Below are 26,917 nucleotides of genomic sequence, written 5' to 3' on the forward strand. Positions count from 1 at the left end.
AGAATAGAGTTGTGGAGACGGACGAATATGAGCGACTTCAACACCCTCGAACTGCTGACCGACCCACGGGGTTTCGCGACCTTGTGGCTCAGCCGTGAAGAAAAGAACAACGCGTTCAACGCCGAGATGATCCGCGAACTGATCCTCGCGCTGGACAAGGTGTCGACCGATGCCAGCCTGCGGTTTCTGCTGGTGCGCGGCCGTGGCAAGCATTTCAGCGCCGGTGCCGATCTGGCCTGGATGCAGCAATCAGCCGAGCTCGACTACCACACCAACCTCGACGACGCCCGGGAACTGGCGGAGTTGATGTACAACCTCGCCAAACTGAAAATCCCGACGCTGGCCGTGGTGCAAGGCGCGGCCTATGGCGGCGCGCTGGGCCTGATCAGTTGCTGCGACATGGCGATTGGCGCCGATGACGCGCAGTTCTGCCTGTCGGAAGTGCGCATCGGCCTGGCGCCGGCGGTGATCAGCCCGTTCGTGGTGCAAGCCATCGGCGAACGCGCGGCACGCCGTTATGCGCTGACGGCCGAACGTTTCGGTGGGCAACGGGCACGGGAAATAGGCCTGTTGTCGGAGAGCTATCCGACCGCTGAGCTGGAACAGAACGTGGAAAAGTGGATCGACAACCTGCTGCTCAACAGCCCGGCCGCCATGCGCGTCAGCAAGGACTTGCTGCGTGAAGTCGGCAACGGCGCGCTGACCCCGGCCCTGCGCCGCTACACCGAGAATGCCATCGCCCGCATCCGCGTCAGCCCCGAAGGCCAGGAGGGCCTGCGCGCCTTTCTGCAAAAGCGTCCGCCGAGCTGGCAAGCACCGACCACCACCAAGGAGCCGCGTTGATGAGCGCACCTGTTCTCACCACCCTGCTGGTGGCCAACCGTGGCGAAATCGCCTGTCGGGTGATGCGCACCGCCAAGGCGTTGGGCCTGACCACCGTGGCCGTGCACAGCGCCACTGACCGTGAAGCCCGACACAGTCGCGAAGCGGATATCCGCGTCGACCTCGGCGGCAGCAAAGCTGCTGACAGCTATCTGCAGATCGATAAATTGATCGCGGCGGCAAAGGCTAGCGGCGCTCAGGCGATTCACCCCGGTTATGGCTTTTTGTCCGAGAACGCCGGGTTCGCCCGTGCCATTGAAGACGCCGGCCTGATCTTCCTTGGCCCACCCGCCTCGGCCATTGACGCGATGGGCAGCAAATCCGCCGCCAAAGCCCTGATGGAAACCGCCGGCGTGCCCCTGGTGCCCGGCTATCACGGCGAAGCGCAGGACTTCGACACCTTCCGCGATGCCTGCGAACGCATCGGTTATCCGGTGCTGCTCAAGGCCACGGCGGGCGGCGGCGGTAAAGGCATGAAAGTGGTCGAGGAAGTCAGCCAGTTGGCCGAAGCCCTGGCCTCGGCGCAACGTGAAGCGAAATCCTCGTTTGGCGATTCGCGGATGCTGGTGGAGAAATACCTGCTCAAACCACGCCATGTGGAAATCCAGGTGTTCGCCGATCAACACGGTAACTGCCTGTACCTCAACGAACGTGACTGCTCGATTCAGCGTCGCCATCAGAAAGTCGTCGAAGAAGCGCCCGCTCCAGGCCTGAGCCCGGAACTGCGGCATGCCATGGGCGAAGCTGCCGTGCGTTCGGCGCAAGCCATCGGCTATGTCGGTGCCGGCACCGTGGAGTTTTTGCTGGATTCGCGCGGCGAGTTTTTCTTCATGGAGATGAACACGCGTCTGCAGGTCGAACACCCGGTGACCGAAGCGATCACCGGCCTTGATCTGGTGGCCTGGCAGATTCGCGTGGCTCGCGGTGAAGCGCTGCCGATGACCCAGGCCGAAGTGCCGCTGATCGGCCATGCGATCGAAGTAAGGCTGTATGCCGAGGACCCGAGCCACGATTTCCTGCCGGCCACCGGGCGTCTGGAGTTGTATCGCGAATCGCCTGAAGGCCCGGGACGTCGGGTCGACAGCGGTGTTGAAGAAGGTGATGAGATCTCGCCGTTCTACGACCCGATGCTCGGCAAGCTGATTGCCTGGGGCGAAGACCGTGAACAAGCGCGCCTGCGGTTGTTGAGCATGCTGGATGAGTTTGCGATCGGCGGGCTCAAGACCAACATCAACTTCCTGCGCCGTATCGTCGGCCATCCGGCGTTTGCGGCGGCAGAACTGGATACCGGGTTTATTCCGCGTTATCAGGAGCAATTGCTGCCAGAACCTGCGGACCTCAGTGATGATTTCTGGCAAGCCGCCGCTCAGGCAGTTGCCCAGAGCCAGTCGGGTTCTCCGCGCGCCGATGACCTGAGTTCGCCTTGGGGTGTGGGCAATGGTTTCCGCGCCGGGCTGCCGAGGGAAATCACCCTTCACTTGAGCTGCGAAGGACAAGACCGGGCGCTGACATTGGGTAACGTTGATGCCCACACCGCACAACTCAAGGGCGAACAACTGCTGACCGAGCACAACGGCGTGCGTCGCCAGCATCGGGCAATCCGTCGTGGCGAGGTTGTGTACCTGCAATGGGAAGGTGAATTGCGCCGTATCGAGTCCTACGACCCGATCAGCGCCGTCGAAGCCAGTCACAGTCATCAGGGTGGGCTCACCGCGCCCATGAACGGCAGCATCGTGCGCGTACTGGTCGAGGCCGGGCAAACGGTCGAAGCCGGGGCGCAACTGGTGGTGCTGGAAGCGATGAAGATGGAGCACAGCATTCGCGCGCCCCACGCCGGTGTGATCAAGGCATTGTATTGCCAGGAAGGCGAAATGGTCAGCGAAGGCAGTGCGTTAGTCGAGCTGGAGGAAGCGTGAAATGAAGATCGGTCCTACGCAGTGCGCGGACCGATCTGATTAGAACTTGGCCGTTGCCTGAACCACCACGCCGAGGATTCGACACTCTTCGGTGAAAAGGGCTTTCGGATACGTCGGATTGAGCGGGACAAGGTAACGCTGCCCGCCCTCTTCGATCAGCTTGCGAAAAATCGCTTCGATGCTGTCCGACCATTGCGCGATCACCAGCTTCCCGGGCTCCGGCACAATGGCCGGGTCCACCAGGATCATCATGCCCTCGGCAATGCTGATACCGCTGGGTGCGGTCATCGCGTCGCCGACCACCTCGAGCCAGAATGCCGCGCCCTGAGCGTGATAATCGGTCAGTTCGAAACGCGGCTTGCCGTAGACCGATAGCTCACCGTCACGCACCTCGGCAGGCACGCGCCAGTCACTGACCGGGTAACGGAAGTACGGGTTGTACTTTTGCGTCAGGGACATCTCGTCGTCCTGCAGCACCAAAGGCTCCCGAATCACCATCGCCACTTCCAGAAAATCCATCCCGAGCGCCCGCAAGACACGATTCATGTCCTCGATGCTCGGCTGACGGCGTTTATTCAGCCAGTGACCCACGCCGCCCTGGGACATCCCGAGGCGATCGGCGAGTACTTCCTGAGTGACTTTGAGCTCACTCATCTTGGCTTTGACCAACTCAATCCATTTATCCATGGGCGGCACGATACGTGGCGTACTCCAAGCAACAAAACACAAATTGTAGTATTTAAATTCTCGTCACAAATACAGTTCGTACTAGGATTGGTTCACGGATCTGAATCTATCACGGAGCTTGCCATCACCATGACGTTACCCAGCAATGACCTGTCGGATATGCAAATGGACACCACCCTCACCTCGCCCAAAGGCAACGCCGCCGCGCAAAAAGCCTTGGACTATTACTTGAAACCAACTGTGTCAGAGGCAGTGGTCGAGGAGCGATTTTTTGATGTAAACCCTGCCGTCAGCGGTGAAGAGGCGCTGGTGCATGCGTCGGATCTGTTGCGTTGTGCCGCAGCGACCGCCTACGAGTCGGCCAGCAACCTGCACGGCGCGAGTCGGGACCTGGCCTTTTCGACGGTGCATATGATCGACATGGCCAAGGCGATGATTGATCGATCTTTACAGGGACAGAGCGTCTGAGTCAGACGCACGTTTTTGAAGAGGAAAGGAAAGAATTTTCCAATCGCGCAGATAAAATCATTTGACTTGCAAACGAGAATGATTATTATTGCATGCAGCTGGTCGCGAGATCAGTCGATGGACCAAGAGACCTTAGGTCGGTCTCCTGGACTATCTCCTCATCAGGCTAATCACGGTTTTTGACCCGGCTTTTTGCCGGGTTTTTTTTTGCCAGTTATTCTGGCTTTGGCTTCAGGCTAATGAAGTCTTCAAGTGTTGCGAATTCGATTGGCGCGGATGATATCAAAAGAATATCGATTGGCAAGAGAAGCCCGGCATCATTGGCCCAAACTAATGAAAAATAGCGCTTGAGAATCAATCGCACAGTCACTAAGCTGCGTCTGCGTCAAGGAGGACGCCCCCACTTTCCCCCCGTAATTTCCCCCGGTTTTTCCCTTCCCAGCGTGTAAAGTAGCAGCCATAAAATCATAATCAGGAATCGACTATGACCGTGGCTAAATCCTCTTTCGACATCAGTGCAAATTTCGACAGCGGCAACATTGAAGTGCTGGACATCAGCAATCCACTTCAAGCCCTGCTGGCCATCAAACCAGACACCCGCAGCCAGCATTTCCAGTGGTTCCATTTCAAGGCCAGCGGTCTGCATGTCGGTCAGGAGCACTGGTTTCGTCTGAACAATGCCAGCAAGTCTTCATACAACAAGGCTTGGGACGGTTATCAGGCCGTAGCGTCCTACGACCACGTCAACTGGTTCCGCGTACCGACCATCTTCGAAGGCGACTGCCTGCGTTTCAGCCTTGAAGCCACGGCCACTCACGCCTGGTTTGCCTATTTCGAACCCTACAGCCGTGGCCGTCACGACTGGCTGATCGAACAGGCGCTGACCAAGGCCGGCACTCAATTGCTGGCCACCGGCAAAAGCGCTGAAGGCCGTGACATCCAGTTATTGCGCAAAGGCAGCGGCGCCGAAGGTCAGCGCAAGGTCTGGATGATTGCCCAGCAGCACCCCGGCGAACACATGGCCGAGTGGTTCATGGAAGGCGTGATCGAACGCCTGGAAAAGCACGACGACCCGGTACTGAACAAACTGCTGGCCAGCGCCGACCTGTACCTGGTGCCGAACATGAACCCTGACGGCGCCTTTCACGGGCACCTGCGCACCAATGCCATGGGCCAGGACCTGAATCGCGCCTGGCAGAGCGCCAGCCAGGAAATAAGCCCGGAAGTGCTGTTCGTTCAGCAGCAAATGGAAGCGTACGGCGTCGACCTGTTCCTCGACATCCACGGCGATGAAGAAATCCCCTACGTGTTCACCGCCGGTTGCGAAGGCAACCCGGGCTATACGCCGCGGATCGAAAAACTCGAAGAGCATTTCCGCAGCCACCTGAAGCACCTGACCAAAGACTTTCAGACCAAGCACGGTTACACCCGCGACGAACCGGGCAAAGCCAACATGACGCTGGCCTGTAACAGTGTCGGTCAGAAGTACGACTGCCTGTCGCTGACCCTGGAGATGCCCTTCAAGGACAACAACGACGCGCCCAACGCACTGACCGGCTGGTCGGGCAAGCGCTCCAAGCAATTGGGCAAGGACGTGCTGACGACCGTTGCCGACATGATCGATACCCTGCGCTGATCAAGCGCCCCCTGTAGCAGCTGCCGAAGGCTGCGTTCGGCTGCGAAGCAGTCGTAATTCGGACACCTCGGTTGATATGAAAGACCGCGGTGTTTGATTTACGACTGCTGCGCAGCCGAACGCAGGCTGCGCCAGCTGCTACAGAAGATCAGCCGCGATCCTTCCCTCGCAACATGCTATCCAGCACATCATCACGCCGCACCCAGCCGTGAAACAACGCTGCCGCCAGATGCAGCAGCACGGTCAGAAACAGCAAATACGCCAGATACCCATGAGCCTTGCGCAAAAACGCAAACATCTGCGCATTGGCCGGAAGGATCGACGGCAACTGAATCGAATTGCTGAGCATCACCGGATCCCCGGCCGCCGAGATCATCGCCCAGCCTAGCAGCGGCAAAATCAACATCAAGACGTACAGCAAGACGTGCGAAGCCTTCGCCGCTACCACCTGCCAACCCGGCAAGTCCGCCGGCAACGGTGGTTGCTGCGTGGAAAAACGCACCACCAGGCGCACGATCACCAACAACAAAATCGCGACGCCCAAGGGTTTGTGCAGATGGATCAGCCATTCATGCCGCTCGGATACCGAGGCCACCATGCCCGCGCCGATAAACAGCATCGCAATGATCATCAGCGCCATCAGCCAATGCAGCAGCCGCGCCAATGGCGCGAAATGGTTCGGTTGAGCGCTCATTGATGAGCCTCCTGTTTAGCGTTGGCGGCAGGCAACTGGCTGACTTCACTGGTGCGGCGCAGGTAGGAACTGGCGTAACCCGCTGAGCGAGCGGCGAGCAATGGGTCGCCGGAGCCTTCAATACCGGCCGGCAATACGAGCGGGTCGTAGTTGATGTCGCGGCACTCGCCATCGAGTTGCGGTTGCGTGCGTTCAAGCACCAAGGTGCCGGCGTTCACCACTTTGCGGCCGTCAGGCCAGGCCTTGCTGGCGTCGTTGACCGGATCACCGGGGTTCGCCAGGGTGATGTTCAGCTGCCAACGCAGCGGCCCGGCGGATAAACGCCGAACCAGGTCTTTTTCAAGGAAGTCAGCCCCTTCAGGCGCCGTGGCACCCGCGGCATCCTGAGCAATCGGCGTCATGCTCCAGCGCACCGCTTGCCGCTGACCGGCCGCGTTCACCAGGTAAAACGCGTTGACACTGTTGTAAGTCTCCGTCGCATAACTGGCCGACGGCTTGGCCGTCTTGATCCAGGCCAGAAACGGCGCGGCTTCCGGGTGAGCGCCAAAGAAGGCCGGAACCGCCGCAGGATTCGGCTTGCCGGTGGCCGGATCCGGCGATTGCGCTTGTTGCAATTGATAGAACGCTTCAGGCGTGCCCACCGGGAACACCGGCATGCTGTTCATCCCGGTGCGCCATTGCTGGCCGTTAGCCTGAGTGAAACGCAACGCCATGCTGCGGATCGGCACGCTGCTGTCAGGTGCGTAGGGATTGCCGGCGGGTAACGCGAAACGCCCGACCACCGGGGTCTGCGGCTCGTTAAATACCTGGGCACTGGAATAATTGCGCGCCTCGCTGCTGCTTTCGAAATGCCCGATCACGCACACGCCCTTCGCGTGGTTACGGCGAAATCCGGGATGCACGCCGTTGTTGGTTTCCAGCACGCTGATCAGCTTTTTCGGCGTCAGACGCTGTGGGTCAAAAGTGCCATTGACGTAGGCAAAAGCCCCGGCCAAAACAGCGACGACCACAGCAATGCCGGCCAGTCGAAATGCCAGGCTCGCGGCACTCAAAGGTGGCCGGGTGGGCGGTGATGAACGATCTACCATGAATGACTCCAGGGCCATCGGCCACAAGTGAGAAGGATCAAGCAGACGTACGCCACAACGCTTTATTCCATCGCCCGGTATTTATTTCTTCAGGCGTGGAATAACCTCGAGTGCCGGGCGTCTTCCTAGTCCACAGCGTAGTGACTAGTCAGAACTTCATGAACGATATCGACGAACAACTCAGAGAAATCATTCCCAGATTGCGGCGGTTTGCCGTGTCGTTGACACGCAATCCCAGCAGCGCGGACGATCTGGTGCAGTCGAGCCTGGAGCGCGCCCTCTCCAGTTGGGGCGACAAGCGCCCCGAAGGCGACTTGCGCGCCTGGTTGTTTTCGATACTTTATCGACAGTTTCTCGACGCCCACCGGCGTTCCCGGCGTTATGCGCGGATGCTCGAATTCTTTACCGGTCGTGACGACGCCCAACCGTCGGTAGAACGCACAGTGATTGCCCAATCAACCCTGCAAGCCTTCGACCGGCTCACCACTGAACAGCGCGCGTTGCTGCTCTGGGTGTCGGTGGAAGGTTTGAGTTATAAAGAGGTCGCCGAGATTCTCGACGTCCCCACTGGCACCGTGATGTCCCGCCTGTCCCGCGCCCGTCAGGCCCTGCGCCAACTCAGCGACGGCGAAATCACCAGCCCTTCTCTGCGGATACTCAAATGATCAGCATTCCCCCGAGCGAACGCGACCTGCACGCCTACGTCGATCATCAACTCAACGACGCCGACCGACGTCTGGTGGAGACTTACCTGGCCAGCAGTCCTGAAACCGCCGCGCAAGTGCGCGCCTGGCAGCAGGACGCCCAACAACTGCGCGCGGCCATGAGCGGCGCCTTGCACTATACGGCCAACCCGGACCTCGACCCGGCGCTGATTCGCCAACGCCTGAAACGCCAGTCCCGCCGTCATCTGGCCAGCGCTGCGGTGCTGTTGATTGCGGTCAGTGTCGGCGGATTGAGTGGCTGGCAGGCGCGGGAAATGACGCTGGTCGGCGCGCCACCGCCGATGACCGATGCGATGCAGGCGTACCGCTTGATCGCCCAGCAAGGCATCCTGCCGGCCGACTACAAGGTCAGCGACGACGGCGACATGCAGGGCTGGCTCGACCGTTATTTCACCCACGCCAATCGCCTGCCGGACCTGGCAAGTTCAGGCTACAAACCGGTCAGCGGCCGTTTGCTCAGCACCGAGCAAGGGCCGGCGGCGATGGTGGTTTACGAGGACCAGGGCGGGCACAAGATCAGCTTCTACGTACGACCGCCAGGGCCGAAAAACAACCTGCTGCCCCGCGGCAGTCGTAGCGATGGCGAGTTGCAGGCCGAGTACTGGTCCGGTGCCGGCTACAACTATGCGATGGTCAGCCCGAGCGATACGCCAGCGGCGCAGATGCTCAAGCAAACCACCCAGTTCTGACCACACCGCAATCCCCCTGTGGGAGCGAGCCTGCGAGGCTGCTACAAAGTCGGTGGCGTTCTCGACATCAAAACCCGACATCAAGGATCACGCTGTCCAGATAAGTCCCGGCCGGCGGTGTGGTCTGGTCGGTGTAGATTTTTGCGTTGTAGTTAAACACCTGGCTGCCCGTCCCCAAGCCATTGCCGGGATTCACCTCCGCGTCTGAACTGGCCCGACGCGCACTGCCGACACTGCCCCAGCGGGTGGTGCCGGCACTTTTGAAGATGTCGTAGGCCAGGTAATTGGCGCCGGAGATCATCCGTCGGCGCCCGCCGATACCGGCCGCATGCTGGCCGTCGTCCAGCCCCACGGTGTAGGCGCTGCCCTTGGTGCAGGCCAGGTTGATGGTCTGGCCGGTGACGGCGGTGAAGCCGCTGACCACCGGCGCACTGCCGAAACTGATGTTCGGCGCGGTGATGGTGCAGTCGTTGGCCACGGTCATATTGACGGTTACCGTCGCAGTGCCACTGCCGATGTCACGCCCCAGGCAGATGCTGCCGGCACCGATACCCGCGCAATAATTCCAGTTCCAGAAAATACTCAGGGTCTCGCTGTAGACGCCCGCCGCCACGTTGCTGCCGATGGTCGTTCGCAAATAAACGGGCGCGGTTTTCGGTATCACACTGCCCAGCAGGCCGAGCGCATCGATGATGCCATTGCGGGCGAAATCGAATGCCACGCCACGGGTGATCGGGTAGCTGGTGCTGTTGTCGGCATACAACGTATAGCCGATAACGTCCCCGGTCGGCCCGAGCAAGCCGGATTGAGTCGACGAGACGGTGGCGTAGAAGTGGTCATTATTAGTCAGCAATGACAGCAGTGAGCCGGTGCAACTCAACCCCGCATTGGGGGTGGAACTGGTTTGAGCCGTGGTGCGCACCGCAATCGAACTCTGCGAACCGAAGGCCGCCGCTGTGGTGCTGACCACGGAGCACAACGCCCAGGCGTACCCCGGCAGCCAGAGCGCCAGCAACACCAGCCATTTCATTGGCACACCAACGGGCCGATCAGCGGGACCTGATCCTGATTCAAGTCCACGGCGAACTGCACCTGACAGGTCTTTCCATTCGCCAGGGTCACCCGCAAGCTGTTGTGCTTTTGAAGGTTTTCCAGGTACACCAGACCGTCCCAGCCGACCACGGTTTGTGCGCCGCTCTGCTCGTGCACAACATTGCTGCCCAAGGGCAATTCCTGCTGCTGCGCATCCACCAGCACGATGCTCGCAGCGATCACCTTGGTTAACGGAAACTCCAGCAAATAACCGCTGCCCCGGCGTACCGCGATCCGCTGCTCGACATTGGGGCTGCGCACGTTAGCCGGCAGATTCAGCGGATCGATCTCGTATTTGCCACGGTAATAGGCGCTGCTCCAGGGCACCAGCAAGTGGCCGTTGCGGTCGGTCTGCCCCACCTGCTGGTTTTCGTAGCGCACGGGAATGTCCGCGTAACCCTCGGTGCTGATCACCACAAAAGCATCGTCGATCCGGTTGGCCGCGAATACCTGACGGTCCATCCAGACCAGCGAACCACTGGCATCGGCCCACCGGGTTTCGGCGTCGCTGTTGCCATAGACCCCCGCCTGCAACTGCACCGATTGCAGGCGCCAGGTCAGGTCGGCCTGGCGATAATCCGGGCCATCGCCATGGGCGTAACCGAGGTTGAAACCCACCCCGCCTTCGGTGGGCACCGCGCGACTGTAGTTGACCCGCTGCTGGTTTTGCCCGGTCTTGCTGCGCTCGCTGCTGATGGCCAGGCTGCCGCGCAGATCGAACGGGATCACCAGTTGCGCCTGGACCGCCCAGTTGCTGTCACCGATTTCCCGATTGGCCGACAAGTAGAAACTGCTGTTGCGCCACAAGGGTTTGCTCCAGGTCAGGTTAAGCAGCCGGGTGCGCGAATCATCCGCCGCACGCACATCGAAATAACCGACGCCGAGGCTGCCCCACGTGTCGAGGTTGAGGCTCAGGGTCGCTTGTTCGCTACGTGTGCTCAGGGTGGTGTAAGGGCTGTCGACGACGGTCAGGTCGGCGTACTGATCGCGACGTTGCAGGCGTTGCCAGAAGAAGCTGTAGCGCTGACTGCTGTACTGATAGCCGAGGCTCAACTGCTGACCGCTTTCGCCGTCGAAACGGCTTTGGCTGAGCGCGGTATTGAGCACCCCGAAATTGCCCAGTCGCAGGTTGCCGCCCACGCCGCCGAGGCTCAGGGAATCCGACGCTTCGGCATGGCTTTCCAGGGTGAGGTTATCGCTCAGACCGTAACGCAGGCTGCCGGACGTGACACCGGGGCCGTAGCTGAAATCGCGCAGGCCGTAGTCCCGGCGCAAGGTGCCCGCCGCCACGGAAAAATCGCTCAGGCCTTTTTGCAGCAAGCTGCTGGTGACGTAGAACGGCACCGTGGTCGAGACCTGTCGGCCCAGCGCATCCGTCGTGACCACGACCGCTTCACCGGCGCCGTTGATGAACGGAATATTGGTCAGGGTGTAGGGCCCGGGTTGCAGCTCGGCGCTGCTGGACTTGTAGCCGTTGATGAACAGGTCCACCGAGGACGGCACGGCCGCTTCGCCGGCAAACTGCGGCAAGGGATAGGTCACCAGATCCGGGCGCACGCCGAAGTCACGGGACACTTGCACCCCGCCCAGGCGCACCGAACTGCTCCACGGTAGCGCGCCGCTGACCAGGTCGCCGGCCTCATAGGTGAGCAAGCGATCGTCATCGGAGTAACGCCAGGTGGTGTCGTAGCGCAGGTAGCCATTGCTGCGCGCACTCACCGCTTCCCCCGACAATGTGCGGCGGAATTGCCCTGTGTTGGACAGCGTGCCCCAGCTGTCGAACAGCCGCACTTCGTTCCAAGCTGCGAGGTAAGTGCCGGCGTCATCGGTGTCGTTGAGGTACAGGTCGTAGTTGAGCAAGGCACCGAAACTGCTCAGGGCCGGGGTTCGCGGATAGGCTTGGCGGTTGCCGACGAACTGCTCCGGCAGCCAGTCCGGCGGCACCTCCAGCAGCAATCGTTGAGCGCCACTGTCGTACTCGCTGTGCAGGCCCGGGACGCTGTCGAGGTCGACTTCGGTGCCGCTGTTTTCGGGCAGCTTGATCCCGGTGTCGCGCAATGCACTGGCCGGTAGAAAGAACCGTCCGCCCCGCTGCTCCACCGCCACGACTCGTCCGGTATTCATTTGATTGACCACCAATTCCAGAAACAACTGTGCATCGGCCACAGCCTCCATGCCGCTGGGCGGGGGCGGCAGATCACCGGCCCCTGTTTGAGGGGCGAACACCAGCCAGTACGCGCAGCTCACTGCCCACAACGGCCGCTGGAAACTGCGAGCCAGGCCTTGGCTCATTCGCGCATTAGGTCCGTCTATGGACAGATCCCTCCTTGTCACAACTCCTGTGGCGAGGGGGCTTGCCCCCGTTGAGCTGCGGAGCAGCCCCAAAACCATTCACCGCGGTGCTTCAGATAAACTGCGGCGGATGGTTTTAGGACTGCTGCGCAGCCCAACGGGGGCAAGCCCCCTCGCCACAACAGCCCATGATGACCGCCTTCAACGAGCGGGCGTGATGCTCTGAACCTGCGGCGCGCCATTGACCCGCACCTGCAACGCCGAATTGGCGGCCATCGGTCCCGGTGCCGGCCAGCGCATGATTGCGCCAGGCAGCACGTAGCCCAACAGGCCTTCCACCAGCGGCTGGGTCTGACTGCCTTGCTTGAGCGCCACATCGGTCAGTCGCGCATGCACCGCGCCCTGATTGCGCACTTCGACATAGGGCCGGCCGTCCACCGCCACCGTGCGCCAACTCAGATCCGGCAAGCCGATGCCTTTGGGATCACGTTGACGAGTGGTGTCTTCCTTGCTCCAAAGCCCGGCGCCATAGGCGAACAACGGCACCGAATAGCGCATCTGGAAACGGATCGCCGCAGCGGTCTTGCCGTCTTCGGAAGCGGGGGTTTTAGCCGAGGGAATTTCATCGATGATGATGCGGTAAGCCAGTTCCTGCCCCGGTGGAATCTCCCGGGTGCGGGTCAGGCGCACGAGTTGTTTCTGACCGGGTTCAATCTTCGCCACCGGTGGGCTGCCGATTACATCGCGCTGATTCTGATACTGATCGTTGAAGCCGCTCTGGCTCCAGGCGAACACGCGGATCTGCAGGTTGGCGGTCTCATTGCCACGGTTTTCCAGCCACAAGGCACTGGCTTGTTGATCGGCCTCCAGCACCGGGTCGATCGGCCAGATCAGCACCGAACTGGCGGCCTGCACCTTGTTCGCCCCCAGTAACACCATCGCCAACACCGCACAACGCATGATCGAATGCCGCAGCGAAGGTGAACTCATAAGCCTGCTCCCTATTCAAAACGACGCCTTACCACGACAGCTGCACTTGCAGCACATCGCTGTACGTCCCCCCAGGCTGATCGCCCGGTAATTGCACCCGTCCATAGATCGGCAGGCTGATGTTATTGGCATCGGTGTAGGCCACGGCGACACTCTGGCCGATCCCAAGGCTCTGGCTGAACGCCGCATCGCGAAACAGCTGATAGGCCACACGGTTACTGCCGGTCGTGAGCTGCATATGCCGCCCGCTGCTGTTGTAATGGCCGCCATCCACGCTCATGTTCATCGTCACCCCCGGTGTGCATTGCAACTGCACCCCGGCGCTCAACGCCACTTGCACCGTGCCGGTGGCCAGGGCTGACTGGCTGCCGAAATTGAGGCTGCCGTAATTCGATACGCCGCCCACCACCAGGCACCCGGCGGTGATCGTGGCGCTGACCTGAAAACTCTGGCTGGTCACCGCCGCCAGCGGCAACGGCACGCTCCCCGCACACAGCAGGATCAGCGCCGCATAGCGGTGCTTTTGCGTCATCGATTAGAACGTCAGTTCGACGGCAACGGTGTCGGTGTAGGTGCCGGCCGGTAGCCCGGCCTTGCCCACGGCTTTACCGTAGAGGTTCACGGTTTGCGCCACACCGGTGCTGGTTGTGAGGTTGATCACCCCGTCGATGGCCAGAATCTGCGAATGCCCGACGTCGGTGTACAGGTCATACGGCACATAGTTGCCGCTGCCGTCTGCCAGGGCTCGGGTGCCGCCGGAAGACAAGCCGTCATGGGCACCCGCCCGGACCTTCACGGCCGGCGTGGTGCCGCTGGAACACAGAATCGACAACGCCCCGCCACCACCACCCAGCACTTGCGCATTGGCGGTGGTGAACAGGCTGTTTTCGGTGCCGAAATTCAACGCACCGAAGTTCAGGCCGCTGGAACCGCCGGCACCGTTGACCTGACAGCTGCTGATCAGAATCAGACTGGACGTGATCTGGCCGGTGACCGTGGTGGCGGCATGGGCACTGGACGCCAGCGTCAGGCCGAGCAATGACAAACCTATCCTTGATGCAAGCACGTGCATGGTGTCCGTCCTCTACGGGTTACCAATCCAGCGTCACCGTCAGGGTGTCGGTATAGACACCGCGCGGTAACGCACGGGTATTCGCCACCACCGAGCCAAATACCGGGATCGGTATCCGGGCCCCGCTGGTGACGGCGAAATTGTGTTGTTGGCCGATGCTGTAGCGCTGATTTGCGGAAGCATCGAGGAACAATTGATAAGGGATGGTCTGACTGCCGTTGCTCAGGCGTCGAGTCGTGCCGTCGCCATGGGCACCGCCATCGATGGTGACGGTGAACCCGGTGACCGAAGGGTTGCAGACGACGTTCAGCCTGCCGTTATCGCCGCCGAGGCTGGCGTTGATCGGGCGATTCCAGGTCGGGCCTTGCTGGCCGAAATCAAGCGTGCCGAAATCGCTGGCCAGAGTGCCGGGGGCGGCATCATTGGTGACTTCACAACCGGCGGTAATGGTCAGCCGCGCATGTATCTGCCCGCTGACCGCGGCTTGCGCGTCGTCGGCCAGCAGAACCAGTGTGCTCACGGCGATAACCCTCCAGTGCCTGCTTGTCATGGCGCCAACCCCCCGCTCCTCACTACCAGGTGACCGTCACTTTCAGCACATCTGAATAGCGGCTGGCACGGGGAATCTCCGCCAGCCGTTCGATACGCGCATACAGGGGCAAATCCACTGAACCGGAATCCGGTACTCGGCCACTCACCGGCACATTCACCGCCAGCGGGATCAGCCGTGCGGGGTCCTGGTAGAGCCGATAAGGGATGGGCTTGCTGCCGGCGGAACCCGCCATGTAACGCACTTCACCGACGCCACCGTGTTGGCCGCCGTCAACGCGGAATTGATAAGGGGTGTCGGGGTTGCATTCGAGCCTTGGCAGTCGCTCATTCATCAGCGCCGCGCCCAGCGGTCCGGCCGGGTCATCCAGACGCGCGGTACTGCCGAAGTCAAGCACGCCCAGTTGCTCGATTCCTGCCTGACGTTGTTGCCCGACCATCTGACAGCCGCGCTGTACGTCGACGCGTACGTCAACCTGAAGTTCTGCTGCCAATACCTGCGCGCTGAGCGTCACACCTGTGACTGCCAATAGCATAATTCCATTCACGGCCCCATTCCTTGCGTGTGGTGGCGACTAGACATCAGGGTAGCTACGCAACGGAGTTTCGCCAGCCGCTCAGCGTCGATGAATCCGTTCAACGGGCGTTTTTTACCAGGATTTGGCTGAAAAACACCGATATAACGGCCTGAAAATCTCTACAAACCGCAGAGTCCTGTCGAGATACGGTCGTCATCCGTCGACATCACTGGAAGGTAAATTCACCCTTTGGTTACACTACGCCGCCGCAGCTCGGGAAGCCTGCCTGACGATTACGGGGTGACATCACAGTGGCCGTTCGACCGTCCAACCGTTCGCGACTCACACCCCGCTGGCCGACGCTTCGCCGCTTGTTCGGCAAGGCATCGGCTGCACCCGCCAGTGCGTCCGGTCGAGTGATCCATGATTACTTTCGTCACCACGCTCACGCTCAGGGTTACACCCTCAGCCATAGCCAACAGCGCGTGATCGACTGCATGGCGCAACACGCCACGGCACTGCTCGGTAATTCGGCAAAAGCACTCCCCGGCCTTTACTTGCATGGTGCGGTCGGTCGCGGCAAGAGCTGGCTGCTCGACGGGTTTTTCCAGGCCGTCCCGATCGCGGAAAAACAGCGCCTGCACTTTCATCAGTTCTTTGCCCGGCTGCACCAGGGCATGTTCACTCACCGTGATCAGCCCGATGTGCTGGCCGTCACCCTCGATGAGTTGCTCAGCGACTGCCGCGTGCTGTGTTTCGACGAATTCCACGTCCACGACATCGGCGATGCGATGCTCATCACGCAGCTGTTCAAGGCGTTGTTCCAACGGGGCATTCTGCTGTTGGTGACCTCCAATTATCCGCCCGAAGGTTTATTGCCCAACCCGCTCTATCACGCGCGCTTCAAACCGGTGATCGACTTGATCCATGCGCGCATGCAGGTCATGGAAGTCGGCGGCCCCCATGACTACCGCAGCCAGATGAGGACGCACGCGCAGCAGGTGTTTACCCATGGCCGCTACGTCTGGCCGGGCACCGTGGCGCAACGTCAGGCGCTGGACCTGCCCGAGCGCGGCGCACCGCCCCTGCAACTGCCGGTCGGCGCACGGCACCTTCAAGCGCGACGCTGTGAAGAACGCACCATCGGTTTTACCTTTGGCGATCTGTGCGAACACCCCACGGCGGTCATGGATTACCTGGAGCTGTGCCGGCGTTTCGATTACTGGATCATCGACGAGTTGCCAAGCCTGGCAGAGTGCTCGATGGCGGCGCAGCAGCGTTTCATCAATTTGATCGACGTTTTGTACGATCAGGACAAGCACCTGACGTTGCTCGGTGAGCGGTCGTCGCGCGAAAGCCTGGGGGGCGATGCGATTGACTTTGCGCGGACGCGGAGTCGGTTGGGGCAGTTGGTGGAAGTCAGGGAGCCGTAGCTTTTTGTGTTGCTGCACCGGCCTCTTCGCGAGCAGGCTCGCTCCTGCATTAGTCCGCGTCCGCCCAGGCAACTCGGTGAACTGTAGGAGCGAGCCTGCTCGCGATGGCGGCCTCACAGGCGCTACTGCTTTCCCGCTATCATGTCGCCCATTTCCAGGCCCCCGCGCCCTCCACTCGATCAATAGCGAACCCGTCCATGGATACCCTCGCCCAACTGCGCGCCGGCCAACTCTCGGGCATCACCCGTCTGGACCTGGCCTGCGGCCTGACCGAATTTCCGCGAGAAATCTTCGACCTGGCGGACTCGCTGGAAGTGCTCAACCTCAGCGGCAATGCCTTGAGCAGCCTGCCGGATGACCTGCATCGCCTGACCCGTTTGCGCGTGCTGTTTTGCTCGGACAACCTGTTCACCGAACTGCCCGCGTGCCTCGGCCAATGCACCGCGCTGACGATGATCGGCTTTAAGGCCAATGCCATCGAAACGGTCCCCGCCGCTGCGCTGCCACCGCTGTTGCGCTGGCTGATCCTGACCGATAACCGACTGCGTGAACTGCCCGCCGAGCTGGGTCAACGCCCACACCTGCAAAAACTCATGCTCGCCGGCAACCGCTTGCAGCGCCTGCCCGAAAGCATGAGTCATTGCCATCGACTCGAACTGATCCGCATCGCCGCCAATCAACTGACCGAGCTGCCCGAGTGGCTGCTGACCCTGCCGAGCCTGACCTGGCTGGCTTACGCCGGTAACCCGCTGGAAACCGAAGCCGATGCGGCGGCCCTCGAAGCCACGACGAGCATTGCGTGGTCCGAGTTACGCCTGGAGGAGCAACTGGGCGAAGGCGCTTCGGGGGTGATTCATCGGGCGATGTGGGAACGATTGGCGACTCAGGTTGCGGTCAAACTCTACAAAGGCGAAATGACCAGCGACGGTTCACCGCTGCACGAGATGAACGCCTGCATCACCGCCGGCATTCATCCCAATCTGATCCGGGTCGAAGGCCGAATCGTCGGGCATCCCGAACAGCAGGCCGGACTGGTGATGCAACTGATCGACCCGAGTTACCGCAATCTGGCCGGGCTGCCGAGCCTGGCGTCCTGTACCCGTGACGTCTATGCCGATGACACCCGGTTCAGTGCCGATGTGGCGCTGCGCATGGCTCGCGGCATCGCCTCGGTGGCCGAGCATTTGCACCACCAAGGCATCACCCATGGTGATCTCTATGGCCACAATATTTTGTGCAACGAGCACGGTGATTGTCTGTTGGGGGACTTTGGTGCGGCGTCTTTTCATGCGACGTCCGACAGCCTGGAAAGCCGAGCGCTGCAACGGATCGAAGTGCGGGCCTTTGGGGTTTTGTTGGGAGAATTGCTGGAGCGGATCGACTCGGGGTTGAGTGATGAAAGGCGCTTACAGCTGGAGGAGTTGGAACAGCGATGCTGTCAGCCGGATGTGCTGGCGCGGCCGGGGTTCAGTGAGATAGGACAGGCGTTAGCTGCGTCCAACTGAGTACTTACAGCTAATACAAAACCTGTGGCGAGGGGGCTTGCCCCCGTTCGGTTGCGCAGCAGCCGTCGCTTTTGGGGTCGCTTCGCAACCCAACGGGGGCAAGCCCCCTCGCCACAAATCATCACAAGTCTGAAGAGGCTTAACCCGCCAAACCAACAAACATATCCTGCACATCATCATGGTTATCGAGGCCTTCCAGGAACGCCTCGACTTCTGCCATCTGCTCATCACTCAAACCGGTCACCGGGTTTTTCGGCTGATAGCCCAACTTGGCCGCCAACACGGTAAAACCTTGCTCAGGCAACGCCTTCTGAACAGCGTCCAGGTCCGCTGGTTCGGTCAGGAACAGGGTGGTGCCCTCTTCTTCACCAGGCTCAAAATCCTGGGCACCGGCTTCAATCGCGGCCATTTCCGGATCGGCGTCAGGGCTGTCCGGGGACGCTTCGATCATGCCCACATGGTTGAAGTCCCACGCCACCGAACCAGAAGCGCCCAATTGGCCCTTGCGAAAGGCCACGCGGATTTCAGCGACGGTGCGGTTGATGTTGTCGGTCACGCATTCAACGATCAGCGGCACCTGATGCGGAGCGAAGCCTTCGTAGGTCACGCGATGGTACTGCACGGTTTCGCCCAACAGGCCCGCGCCTTTCTTGATCGCGCGATCCAGGGTTTCCTTGGGCATCGAGGCTTTCTTGGCCTGCTCGACCACCAGACGCAAGTGTGCGTTGGTCGAGAGATCGGCACCGTTGCGCGCAGCAATGGTGATTTCCTTTACCAGTTTGCCGAAAATCTTGCCCTTGGCGTTAGATGCCGCTTCTTTGTGTTTAACCTTCCACTGTGCGCCCATTACTCACTCTCTTATCTGTGGCGCCGAGACATCTATTGGCCGACGCTTTGCGCAAGTTTATACGGCCTAAAGTTGGCAATCGACCAAAAATTCCACCCGGCATACCGGCATAACGAATCGACATCTTCACCGGCGCTTGTAGGGCGATTCTGAAAAGTCGATTTGCGGTGACTATAAAGGGCCGTGGTTTCGTACCCTCTGCGCCCATATTCCATGGCAGAAGCGCGTTCGATGCACAACGACAAGGAAAGTCCCTACACCCTGACCCTCCTGGACAGTGGTCTGATTTTGCAGGTGCTGCAGTTTAGCGGCCGAGAAAGTCTTAACCAGCCCTATCGTTTCGAGATCGAAGTGATCGGCCTGGCGCCGGCCATGAACCTCGAGCAGTTGCTGCAGCAACCGGCGTTCCTGGGCCTGGGGGATGAAACCGGCATTCATGGCCTCCTGCACAGCGCCAGTCGCGAGTATCGTGGCCCGCACCGAGTCGGCTACCACCTGGTATTGGTACCCTGGCTGCTACACCTAAACCGGCATCCTTGCCGTCGGGTCTTTCATCAACTCGGCGTGCCCGCCATCCTGCGCCAGTTACTCGCAGAAAATGCGATCCCCGAAGACAGCTACCGTCTTGAACTGCCGAACGGGCGCTATCCCGTACGACCGTTTTGCATTCAGTTTGATGAGACCGACCTGGCGTTCCTGCAACGGCTCTGCGAAGAGGAAGGCATCCACTATCACTTCGAACATCAGCGCGACGGCCATGTGCTGGTGCTGGCGGATGACAGCCTGAGCTTCCCCCAGGAACCGCTGCTGATGCCCTTTTACGATGAATTACCCCATCGCACCCACGCGCCGGTGATCAGTGAATTGTTCCAGCGTCACGCCTCTCCCCCTCCCACCGCGTCGCCTGCGCCGCCACAGCTCGAGCGTGAGCAATCGAGTCGTCGCTCACTCGAACGCCTGCGCTGTCGACACCGGCAGGTTCAGGGGCAAAGCAATCACAGTGATGTGCGCAGTGGAAGCATCGTGCAAGTGTCGGAACATCCCATCCCGAACTTCAACGATCAGTGGCTACTGACCGAGATCCGGCACCAGGGCCAACAACCGTCGATTCTCGCCGAGGACACATTCGACATGACCCGGCGTTACAGCAATCAGTTCAGCGCCATTCCGTGGTCCACGGTGTTCCGGCCCGCGCTCACGCAGGCCAGACCGAGCATTCCGGGCTATCAGACGGCGCGAGTAATGGGCCCGGTCGGGCAGCCGGCGGTGCTGGATGCACAAGGGCGAATAGAAGTCCGGTTATGGCCCACCGGGCAGGCCGATGACGAGGAGTCCACCGGCCTCTGGCTCCCCGTGGCCCTGGCCGCACCGGACGGTCGGATCGATCCGTCCTGGCTGCCGCTCGCCGGCACCGAAGTCCTGATCAGCTTTCTCGACAGCGACCCGGATCGCCCGGTGCTGTGTGCGGCTTCGAGCAACCCGCCAGCGCCTCGACTCGCACGACCGCCACGGGGCGATGGCCGCTTGCTGCTCGATTGGCTGGTCAACCGTCAGGACTGATCAGCCCTTGTCAGCCTTGCCTGCGGCCGCCGCGAACTTGGCCAGACGCACATCCAGATGCCGCGGCCGGCGCCCGTGATCCTCGGCGCGCTCTTTGCGGCGGATGGCGTTGCGCACCATCAATGAGCCGAGGTAACGAATCGGTTCCGGCGGAAAGTAGCCCAACGGGCCATTCACCAACGGTGAACGGGTCCAGGCGTTGTCCAGCCCCTGAACCATCGAGGCGAGGATCTGCCCGCCCATATGGCACGGGCCGACGCCGCTGCCGGAATAACCGAAACCGTAAAACACGTTACCGCTGGCACTCATCTGGCCGAAGAACGGCAAACCGGTCACCGAGCGGTCCGACGGGCCGTTCCATGTCGCCTCGACCTTGACCTCGGCAAACGCCGGAAAGAACTCGTTCAGGCTGTGCTGCAGCAAACCGGCATACGGTGACGGTTGATCGAACACCGGCAACATTCGCCCGCCGTAGGCAAAGGTGTTGCCCCCCTTGCCGAGCATAAGTCGACCGTCCGGGGTGTTGTGGTAGTAGTGCACGAAAATCCGCGAATCGAGCACCGTGACGCCGCTGGTCAAACCGATTTCGTTGAGCAGGTCGGGCCGGGGTTCGGTGATCAGCATGTCGCTGGACACGATCGCCACGCTGCGCTCGAACTGTGGGAACGCGCGGGCCATCCAGGCGTTCATGGCCAACACCACCCGGTCGGCGCGGATGGTGGCGTTGGGGGTTTGAATCCCCGCAGGCCGGCCCTCCTCCAGGCCGGTCATCGCAGTGTTCTCATGAATTCTTACGCCCAGTTGCAAGGCGGCCCGGCGCAAACCGCGCACCAGTTTGCCCGGCTGCACACTCGCGGCGGCCGGCGAAAACCAGCCTTCCAGGTGTTTGCTGGAACCGGCCATGCGTTGCACGTCGGCGACCGGACGTTGCGTGAAGGAGTTGATGCCGTTGCGCTCCAGCGCCGCAATCACCGCATCGGTCGAACCGCATTGGGCGCGGTTGGTGGCGGTGTAGAGCGTGCCATCGAGGCGGTAATCGGCGTCCACACCGTACTGCTCGCAGAAAGTGCCGATGGCATAAATGCTGCGCTCGGATTCCTTGACCAGCCGCACCGCTTCCTCGACACCGAACAACCTTTCCAGCGTGAAGTACTTGGCCGACCATGACAGCGCACAGCCACCGTTTCGCCCGCTGGCGCCGGCGCCGCAGATGTCCGCTTCGATCAGCAGCACATCCAGCTCGGGGTTCTGCTCCTTGAGCATGATCGCGGTCCACAACCCAGTGTAGCCACCGCCGACGATGCACACGTCGGCGCGGGTATCCCTCGCCAAAGGTTCGCACGGCGCGCAGGACTCCGCCTCCAGCGCCTGTTCCAGCCAGAAAGGTCTCATCGGTTACTCCTCAGGTACGCAGGGGTTTTACGGTCATTGCCTGGTTAGGCACGAAAGCGCTTTTGATCAGCAGGGCAGCCGGACGGCTGTTCCAGTGGGGGATCAGCACCAGGGCGGAGAACAAGGCGCAGCCGGCGAAGACGATGAACACGGTGACCGAGTCGAAGTAGCCCGGCAGCAAGCCGCCGAGAATCGCCCCGACCGAACCGCAACCGTTGACGAACCCGGCGGCCGTGGCGCCTGCCTTGGCGGTGCCGAAATCAATCGCTGCCGCGCCGCTGATCATCGAATCCGGTCCGTACAGGGTCAGGCCCATGACGAACAGCAGCGCCACCACCAACAGCACGCTGCCGGTGTGCAGAGCGCCCATGAACAACGCCAGGGAAACGGTCAGTGCCAACAGACTGATCACGCAGGCCGGCATGCGTCGGGCGCCGAACAGTTTGTCCGAGGCCAGGCCGAGCAGGATCGGCCCCAGCAACCCGGCAAGCTCGAACGCAGTGGGAATGATCGCCGCGCCCACCTTGCCCACCGAAGGCATTTGCTCGAAGACGATCACCGGCCCCCAGAGCAAAATCGCGTAGCGCGCCGGTTTCAACAGAAAGTACGCCAGGCCGAGGACCAGCACGGTGCGGTTGCGCAGAATTTCTTTTAACGGTTCCAGCACGCCGATCTTGCTCTGCGCGTAAGCCTCTTCCGTTGTCAGTTCCGGCTCCGGTTCCACCGCCGGCAAGCCAACGTCTTCCGGTTTGTTGCGTTGAAAAATAAAAAACAGCACGGCGACCAGCCCAACCACCGCCGCACTGGAAAAGAACGCCGCATGCCAGGTGCCGACCAGCGTATACGCCCACCAGCCAGCGAACGGCGAAGCCACCAATCCACCAAAGGCATAGCAGGAACTCCACAACCCCAGCACCCGCCCGCGCTGTTCGGCGGGAAAGAAACTGCCGAGGTTCTTGCACAGCCCGGACCAGCCGGTGGACTGGGCAAACCCTTGAATCAGCATGCAGGTAGCGAAGATTGGCAACGTCGCGAAACTGCCCATCACCAAGGCTGCCGCTGCTGAAATCAGCAACCCGCCAAACACTACGACCCTTGGGCCAAAGCGGTCGGCCAGAATACCCCAGGTGAATTGCCCGATGGCATAGGCGGTCAGGTAAATGGCGTCGAGGTTAGCCATGGCCATTTTGTCGAGCATGAAGGTGGGGTCTTCGGCAATCCCCAGTTTGGCCACGGAAAAGGCTTTGCGGGTGAAGTAGAACGCGGCGTAGGCGAGCCAGGTAATCGCGAAGATCTGCACGCGCCAACGCTTGATGGTGCCGATGGAATTGTTCATTGTGGTTCTGACCTCAGGGTGTGAGTGTGCCGGCAGAAATTGAGAAATAACGCCTGTTTTTTTATTGTTGAGCACTTCGATACCGCTGCTTCCCTGAGGCGATACCGGTCAGATGAGGCCTGCAACTGCACGCACAGGCTCATGGCCACCGACGCTGTTCGACTGACCAGTCACCGGGGCTGAGGTCGATAAAAACAATTACTGATTAATAAGTGAAATCGATTTATCGTATTTCCAATATAAGCTCAGCTTGTTACTGGAGGTTTCGATGTCGGTTTCCCACGCCCAGCTCAAAGCCTTCCACGCCGTGGCCGTCCACGGAAGCTTTACCAAAGCTGCCGAGCGGCTTTTTCTCACGCAACCGGCGATTTCCGACCAGGTGCGCAAGCTCGAAGAACGCTTCGGGGTGTTGCTGTTTCACCGCAACAAACGCTCGGTGCGCCTGACGGATCTGGGCGAGCGCTTGTTGAGCATTACCCAGCGGCTGTTCGTCATCGAGGCCGAAGCGCAGGAACTCTTGCATGACTCCCGGGCGTTGCAGACCGGCAGCCTGATTCTCGCGGTGGATGCACCGGTGCATGTGCTGCCGCAGATTGCGCGCTTTTGTGAGCGCTACCCTGGCATCAGCGTGAAAATCGAAACCGGCAACACCGACGAATCGTTGTTTCGCCTGTTCAACTATCAGGCCGACCTGGCGTTGCTGGGCCGGGAGGTGAGTGACGAGCGGCTGATTTCGTTGCCGCTGCGCAATGACCCGATGGTGGCCTTCGTTTCACGCAATCATCCGTGGGCGGATCGCGAATCGATTTGCCTGGCGGATTTGCACGACACGCCGCTGGTGTTGCGGGAAATCGGTTCGGTGACGCGCCAGACACTGGAAGAGGAAATGGCCCAAGCCGGGTTTTCCATTCGCCCGGCGATTCAGGTTGAAGGCCGGGAAGCAGCGCGTGAGGCGGTGGTCGTGGGGATCGGCGTTGGTGTGGTGTCCGCCGCCGAGTTCGGCGCGGATTCCCGGGTGTGTGCGTTGCCGATTACCGATTGCACACGGAGCCTGACGGAGACCCTGGTGTGCTTGCGCGAACAGAGTTCGCGGCGGGTGGTTGCGACGTTCCTCGAAATGGTTCGCGAGAGTCTTGTGTAGGCAGGTCCGGCCTCTTCGCGGGCAAGCCACGCTCCCACAGGATTTATGTTGGCCGCAGATGTTGTGTACGACGCAAAACCTGTGGGAGCGTGCGGTGCGGCGGTCCGACTTGCCCGCGAAGGCCGCGCCGCGGTTTACCTTACTGGCGCCAACTCAAAAAACGCCCGAATCAAACGCAAATCCCGCCGCCGTTCCATGCACCCGATCATGTGCCGATTGACCAACCCTTCACCCAGAATCGGCACCGCCGCCACCCGCGGGTCATGACTGACTTCCACCGACGACACCACCCCGACACCCAACTCCGCCGCCACCGCCTCGGTCACCGCCTCGCGACTGTCCAGTTCCAGCAACACCCGAGGATTGACCGACGCCATCGCGCAAGCCTCGTCGAACGTACGTCGGGTAATCGAATTCGGCTCACGCAATACCATGATCACCTGATCCAGCTCCTTGAGCTTCACGCCCTTGGACGCCTTGGCCCAGGGATGACTTTCAGGCACCAGCGCGCAAATCCGTGATTCGTTCAACGCTTGCAGGTGCAAGCCTTTGCGCGGCTCGACTTCAGTCAGCACCGCCACGTCGGCATGTTCGGACAACAACGCCGCCAGCGTTTCCTGAGCATTGCCCAACCGCAGATTCACGGTGATTCCCGGATACCGCGCCCGCAAACTGGCCAGCATCGGCATCACCATGTGCGGTCCGTCCGCTGCCACTTCCAGGCGCCCGGTCAGCAACTGTCGATTCGCTTCCAGCAGCACCTGCGCTTCCTCGGCCAGGCCGAACATTGCCCGGGTGATCGCCGCCAGCTTGGTGCCCTCCTCCGTCAGTTCCACGCGTCGCGCGGTGCGACGCAGCAAGGTGATTTGGTAGCGCTCCTCCAGGGCCTTGATGTGCCCGGTGACCGCCGGTTGGCTGATGAAAAGTCGTTCAGCCGCGCGGGTGAAGCTGCCTTCGCGGGCCACGGCATCAAACGCTCGAAGCTGGAACAGGTTCATGAATAACTCTCACTGATGGCTGGCATAACAACAAACAATTTGATTGATAGCACCCGAAATTGCAATTTATGTCCCGTAGCTTCATCCCACACAGAGCTTTTGCGAGGACACAAGAATGAGCACTGCCGAGCCAATCCTGCTCACCCCCGGCCCACTGACCACATCGGCCCGCACCCGTCAGGCGATGATGGTCGACTGGGGTTCATGGGATGACCGCTTCAATCAACTGACCGCCAGCCTGTGCGAGCAATTGCTGGCGATCCTCAACGGCGGCGACAGCCACCACTGCGTGCCCCTGCAGGGCAGCGGCACATTCGCCGTCGAAGCGGCGATCGGCACCCTGGTGCCCCGCGACGGCAAAGTGCTGGTGCTGATCAATGGCGCCTACGGCAAACGCCTGGCGAAAATCTGCGAAGTACTCGGTCGCCCGTTCAGCACCTTCGAAACCGCCGAAGACGAACCGACCACCGCCGCCGACGTTGATCGTCTGTTGCAGGCCGATGCGAGCATCACCCACGTCGCGCTGATTCACTGCGAAACCAGCACCGGCATCCTCAACCCGCTGCCGGAAATCGCCCACGTCATCGCGCAACACGGCAAACGCCTGATCATCGATGCCATGAGTTCCTTCGGCGCGCTGCCGATCGACGCACAACAGGTGCCCTTCGACGCGCTGATCGCCGCCTCGGGCAAATGCCTGGAAGGCGTACCGGGCATGGGTTTCGTCTTCGCTCGCAAAGACGCGCTGGCCAACGCAGCCGGCAACTCTCACTCCCTGGCGATGGATTTGTACGACCAGCACACCTACATGGCCAAGACCGGCCAATGGCGCTTCACGCCGCCGACCCACGTGGTCGCCGCGCTGCACGAAGCCCTGCTGCAATACAACGAAGAAGGTGGTTTGCCGGCGCGGCATCAGCGCTACGCCAACAACTGCCAGGTGCTGCTCGATGACATGGCCAAACTGGGTTTGCGCAGCTTCCTGCCCGCCGCGATCCAGGCGCCGATCATCGTCACCTTCCACGCGCCGAAAGATCCGCGCTACCAATTCAAGGAGTTCTACGAACGGGTCAAGGCCAAGGGTTTCATCCTTTATCCCGGCAAATTGACCCAGGTCGACACCTTCCGCGTTGGCTGCATCGGACACGTCAACCAGGCCGAGATGCACGCGGCCGTGGCGGCGGTGGCCGAAGTGCTGCGCGAGATGGAAGTCCTCGAAATCTAAACCACACCGACCTGTAGCAGCTGCCGAGCTGCGCGAGGCTGCGTTCGGCTGCGGAGCAGTCGTAAACCCTGACGACGCGGTCCACCTGAAACACAGAGGTGGATGGTTTTACGACTGCTCCGCAGCCGAACGCAGCCTCGCGCAGCTCGGCAGCTGCTACAGGGTCACCATTCCCCAATTAC

General features: G+C 61.0%; 25 protein-coding genes. 11 read left to right on the forward strand and 14 right to left on the reverse strand.

The window, feature by feature from the left end; translation table 11 throughout:
- Positions 1-27 precede the first annotated feature (27 nt).
- Both ACYZT6_RS16675 and ACYZT6_RS16680 read left to right on the forward strand, forming a co-directional pair.
- A complete protein-coding gene (locus ACYZT6_RS16675) occupies positions 28-843 on the forward strand; it encodes a gamma-carboxygeranoyl-CoA hydratase (protein WP_462027843.1) in 816 nt (271 codons plus the stop codon).
- On the forward strand, positions 843-2,798 hold the full coding sequence (locus ACYZT6_RS16680; protein ID WP_462027844.1) for an acetyl/propionyl/methylcrotonyl-CoA carboxylase subunit alpha: 1,956 nt from the start codon (positions 843-845) through the stop codon (positions 2,796-2,798). Before ACYZT6_RS16675 ends, ACYZT6_RS16680 begins: the two co-directional genes overlap by 1 nt.
- 39 nt (positions 2,799-2,837) lie before the next feature.
- On the opposite strand, the gene ACYZT6_RS16685 is transcribed toward ACYZT6_RS16680, so the two are convergent.
- Entirely contained in the window at positions 2,838-3,485 is a 648-nt protein-coding gene (locus ACYZT6_RS16685) for a LexA family protein (protein WP_462027845.1), read from the reverse strand.
- A 129-nt stretch (positions 3,486-3,614) separates the two neighbouring features.
- Between ACYZT6_RS16685 and ACYZT6_RS16690 the strand changes: the two genes are divergently transcribed.
- Together ACYZT6_RS16690 and ACYZT6_RS16695 are read left to right on the forward strand one after the other, a co-directional pair.
- On the forward strand, positions 3,615-3,953 hold the full coding sequence (locus ACYZT6_RS16690; protein WP_461954819.1) for a DUF6124 family protein: 339 nt from the start codon (positions 3,615-3,617) through the stop codon (positions 3,951-3,953).
- 484 nt (positions 3,954-4,437) lie between these two features.
- Positions 4,438-5,589 carry a M14 family metallopeptidase gene (locus tag ACYZT6_RS16695; protein ID WP_462027846.1) on the forward strand — a complete coding sequence of 384 codons (1,152 nt, stop codon included), beginning with the start codon at positions 4,438-4,440 and terminating at the stop codon, positions 5,587-5,589.
- A 148-nt stretch (positions 5,590-5,737) separates the two neighbouring features.
- On the opposite strand, the gene ACYZT6_RS16700 is transcribed toward ACYZT6_RS16695, so the two are convergent.
- The gene (locus ACYZT6_RS16700; protein WP_462027847.1) at positions 5,738-6,283 is read right to left on the reverse strand and encodes a cytochrome b; all 546 of its coding nucleotides are present in this window, start codon (positions 6,281-6,283) and stop codon (positions 5,738-5,740) included.
- Positions 6,280-7,371: a catalase family peroxidase gene (locus ACYZT6_RS16705; RefSeq protein WP_462027848.1), complete on the reverse strand. Its 1,092-nt coding sequence runs from the start codon at positions 7,369-7,371 to the stop codon at positions 6,280-6,282. The genes ACYZT6_RS16700 and ACYZT6_RS16705 overlap by 4 nt, the downstream gene beginning before the upstream one ends.
- 158 nt (positions 7,372-7,529) lie before the next feature.
- On the opposite strand from ACYZT6_RS16705, the gene ACYZT6_RS16710 reads away from it, so the two are divergent.
- Complete coding sequence (locus tag ACYZT6_RS16710) at positions 7,530-8,036, forward strand: RNA polymerase sigma factor (protein WP_461954823.1); 507 nt, start codon at positions 7,530-7,532, stop codon at positions 8,034-8,036.
- Positions 8,033-8,785: an anti-sigma factor family protein gene (locus ACYZT6_RS16715; RefSeq protein ID WP_462027849.1), complete on the forward strand. Its 753-nt coding sequence runs from the start codon at positions 8,033-8,035 to the stop codon at positions 8,783-8,785. Before ACYZT6_RS16710 ends, ACYZT6_RS16715 begins: the two co-directional genes overlap by 4 nt.
- 67 nt (positions 8,786-8,852) lie before the next feature.
- Here the strand turns inward: ACYZT6_RS16715 and ACYZT6_RS16720 are convergent, their stop codons facing one another.
- From ACYZT6_RS16720 to ACYZT6_RS16750, 7 genes are all read right to left on the reverse strand, one after another.
- Positions 8,853-9,815, reverse strand: a complete 963-nt coding sequence (locus ACYZT6_RS16720; RefSeq protein WP_462027850.1) for a Csu type fimbrial protein — start codon at positions 9,813-9,815, stop codon at positions 8,853-8,855.
- The gene (locus ACYZT6_RS16725) at positions 9,812-12,169 is read right to left on the reverse strand and encodes a fimbria/pilus outer membrane usher protein (protein ID WP_462027851.1); all 2,358 of its coding nucleotides are present in this window, start codon (positions 12,167-12,169) and stop codon (positions 9,812-9,814) included. The genes ACYZT6_RS16720 and ACYZT6_RS16725 overlap by 4 nt, the downstream gene beginning before the upstream one ends.
- A 201-nt stretch (positions 12,170-12,370) precedes the next feature.
- Positions 12,371-13,159 carry a fimbrial biogenesis chaperone gene (locus tag ACYZT6_RS16730; RefSeq protein WP_462027852.1) on the reverse strand — a complete coding sequence of 263 codons (789 nt, stop codon included), beginning with the start codon at positions 13,157-13,159 and terminating at the stop codon, positions 12,371-12,373.
- Positions 13,160-13,187: 28 nt separating this feature from the next.
- Complete coding sequence (locus ACYZT6_RS16735) at positions 13,188-13,691, reverse strand: Csu type fimbrial protein (RefSeq protein ID WP_462027853.1); 504 nt, start codon at positions 13,689-13,691, stop codon at positions 13,188-13,190.
- 3 nt (positions 13,692-13,694) lie between these two features.
- The gene (locus ACYZT6_RS16740; protein ID WP_461974979.1) at positions 13,695-14,231 is read right to left on the reverse strand and encodes a Csu type fimbrial protein; all 537 of its coding nucleotides are present in this window, start codon (positions 14,229-14,231) and stop codon (positions 13,695-13,697) included.
- 19 nt (positions 14,232-14,250) lie between these two features.
- On the reverse strand, positions 14,251-14,781 hold the full coding sequence (locus tag ACYZT6_RS16745) for a Csu type fimbrial protein (RefSeq protein ID WP_461974981.1): 531 nt from the start codon (positions 14,779-14,781) through the stop codon (positions 14,251-14,253).
- A 22-nt stretch (positions 14,782-14,803) separates the two neighbouring features.
- Positions 14,804-15,316, reverse strand: a complete 513-nt coding sequence (locus ACYZT6_RS16750) for a Csu type fimbrial protein (RefSeq protein ID WP_462029968.1) — start codon at positions 15,314-15,316, stop codon at positions 14,804-14,806.
- A gap of 293 nt (positions 15,317-15,609) precedes the next feature.
- On the opposite strand from ACYZT6_RS16750, the gene zapE reads away from it, so the two are divergent.
- Positions 15,610-16,731, forward strand: a complete 1,122-nt coding sequence (gene zapE / locus ACYZT6_RS16755; RefSeq protein WP_462027854.1) for a cell division protein ZapE — start codon at positions 15,610-15,612, stop codon at positions 16,729-16,731.
- A 197-nt stretch (positions 16,732-16,928) separates the two neighbouring features.
- Positions 16,929-18,236, forward strand: coding sequence for a leucine-rich repeat-containing protein kinase family protein (locus ACYZT6_RS16760; protein WP_462027855.1), 1,308 nt, complete (start codon positions 16,929-16,931; stop codon positions 18,234-18,236).
- Between the two features lie 139 nt (positions 18,237-18,375).
- Here the strand turns inward: ACYZT6_RS16760 and ACYZT6_RS16765 are convergent, their stop codons facing one another.
- Entirely contained in the window at positions 18,376-19,083 is a 708-nt protein-coding gene (locus tag ACYZT6_RS16765) for a YebC/PmpR family DNA-binding transcriptional regulator (protein ID WP_462027856.1), read from the reverse strand.
- A gap of 231 nt (positions 19,084-19,314) precedes the next feature.
- Here ACYZT6_RS16765 and ACYZT6_RS16770 point away from each other — a divergent pair, with 231 nt between their 5' ends.
- Positions 19,315-20,643, forward strand: coding sequence for a type VI secretion system Vgr family protein (locus ACYZT6_RS16770; RefSeq protein ID WP_462027857.1), 1,329 nt, complete (start codon positions 19,315-19,317; stop codon positions 20,641-20,643).
- On the opposite strand, the gene ACYZT6_RS16775 is transcribed toward ACYZT6_RS16770, so the two are convergent.
- Positions 20,644-22,035, reverse strand: a complete 1,392-nt coding sequence (locus ACYZT6_RS16775; RefSeq protein WP_462027858.1) for an FAD-dependent oxidoreductase — start codon at positions 22,033-22,035, stop codon at positions 20,644-20,646.
- A gap of 10 nt (positions 22,036-22,045) precedes the next feature.
- On the reverse strand, positions 22,046-23,371 hold the full coding sequence (locus ACYZT6_RS16780) for an MFS transporter (protein ID WP_462027859.1): 1,326 nt from the start codon (positions 23,369-23,371) through the stop codon (positions 22,046-22,048).
- A 268-nt stretch (positions 23,372-23,639) separates the two neighbouring features.
- On the opposite strand from ACYZT6_RS16780, the gene ACYZT6_RS16785 reads away from it, so the two are divergent.
- The gene (locus ACYZT6_RS16785; protein ID WP_462027860.1) at positions 23,640-24,512 is read left to right on the forward strand and encodes a LysR family transcriptional regulator; all 873 of its coding nucleotides are present in this window, start codon (positions 23,640-23,642) and stop codon (positions 24,510-24,512) included.
- A gap of 134 nt (positions 24,513-24,646) precedes the next feature.
- Here the strand turns inward: ACYZT6_RS16785 and ACYZT6_RS16790 are convergent, their stop codons facing one another.
- Positions 24,647-25,510, reverse strand: coding sequence for a LysR substrate-binding domain-containing protein (locus ACYZT6_RS16790; RefSeq protein ID WP_462027861.1), 864 nt, complete (start codon positions 25,508-25,510; stop codon positions 24,647-24,649).
- Positions 25,511-25,625: 115 nt separating this feature from the next.
- Here ACYZT6_RS16790 and ACYZT6_RS16795 point away from each other — a divergent pair, with 115 nt between their 5' ends.
- Entirely contained in the window at positions 25,626-26,735 is a 1,110-nt protein-coding gene (locus tag ACYZT6_RS16795) for a 2-aminoethylphosphonate--pyruvate transaminase (protein WP_462027862.1), read from the forward strand.
- The last annotated feature ends 182 nt before the right edge of the window (positions 26,736-26,917 follow it).

It is taken from the genome of Pseudomonas sp. RT6P73 (genome assembly GCF_054897715.1).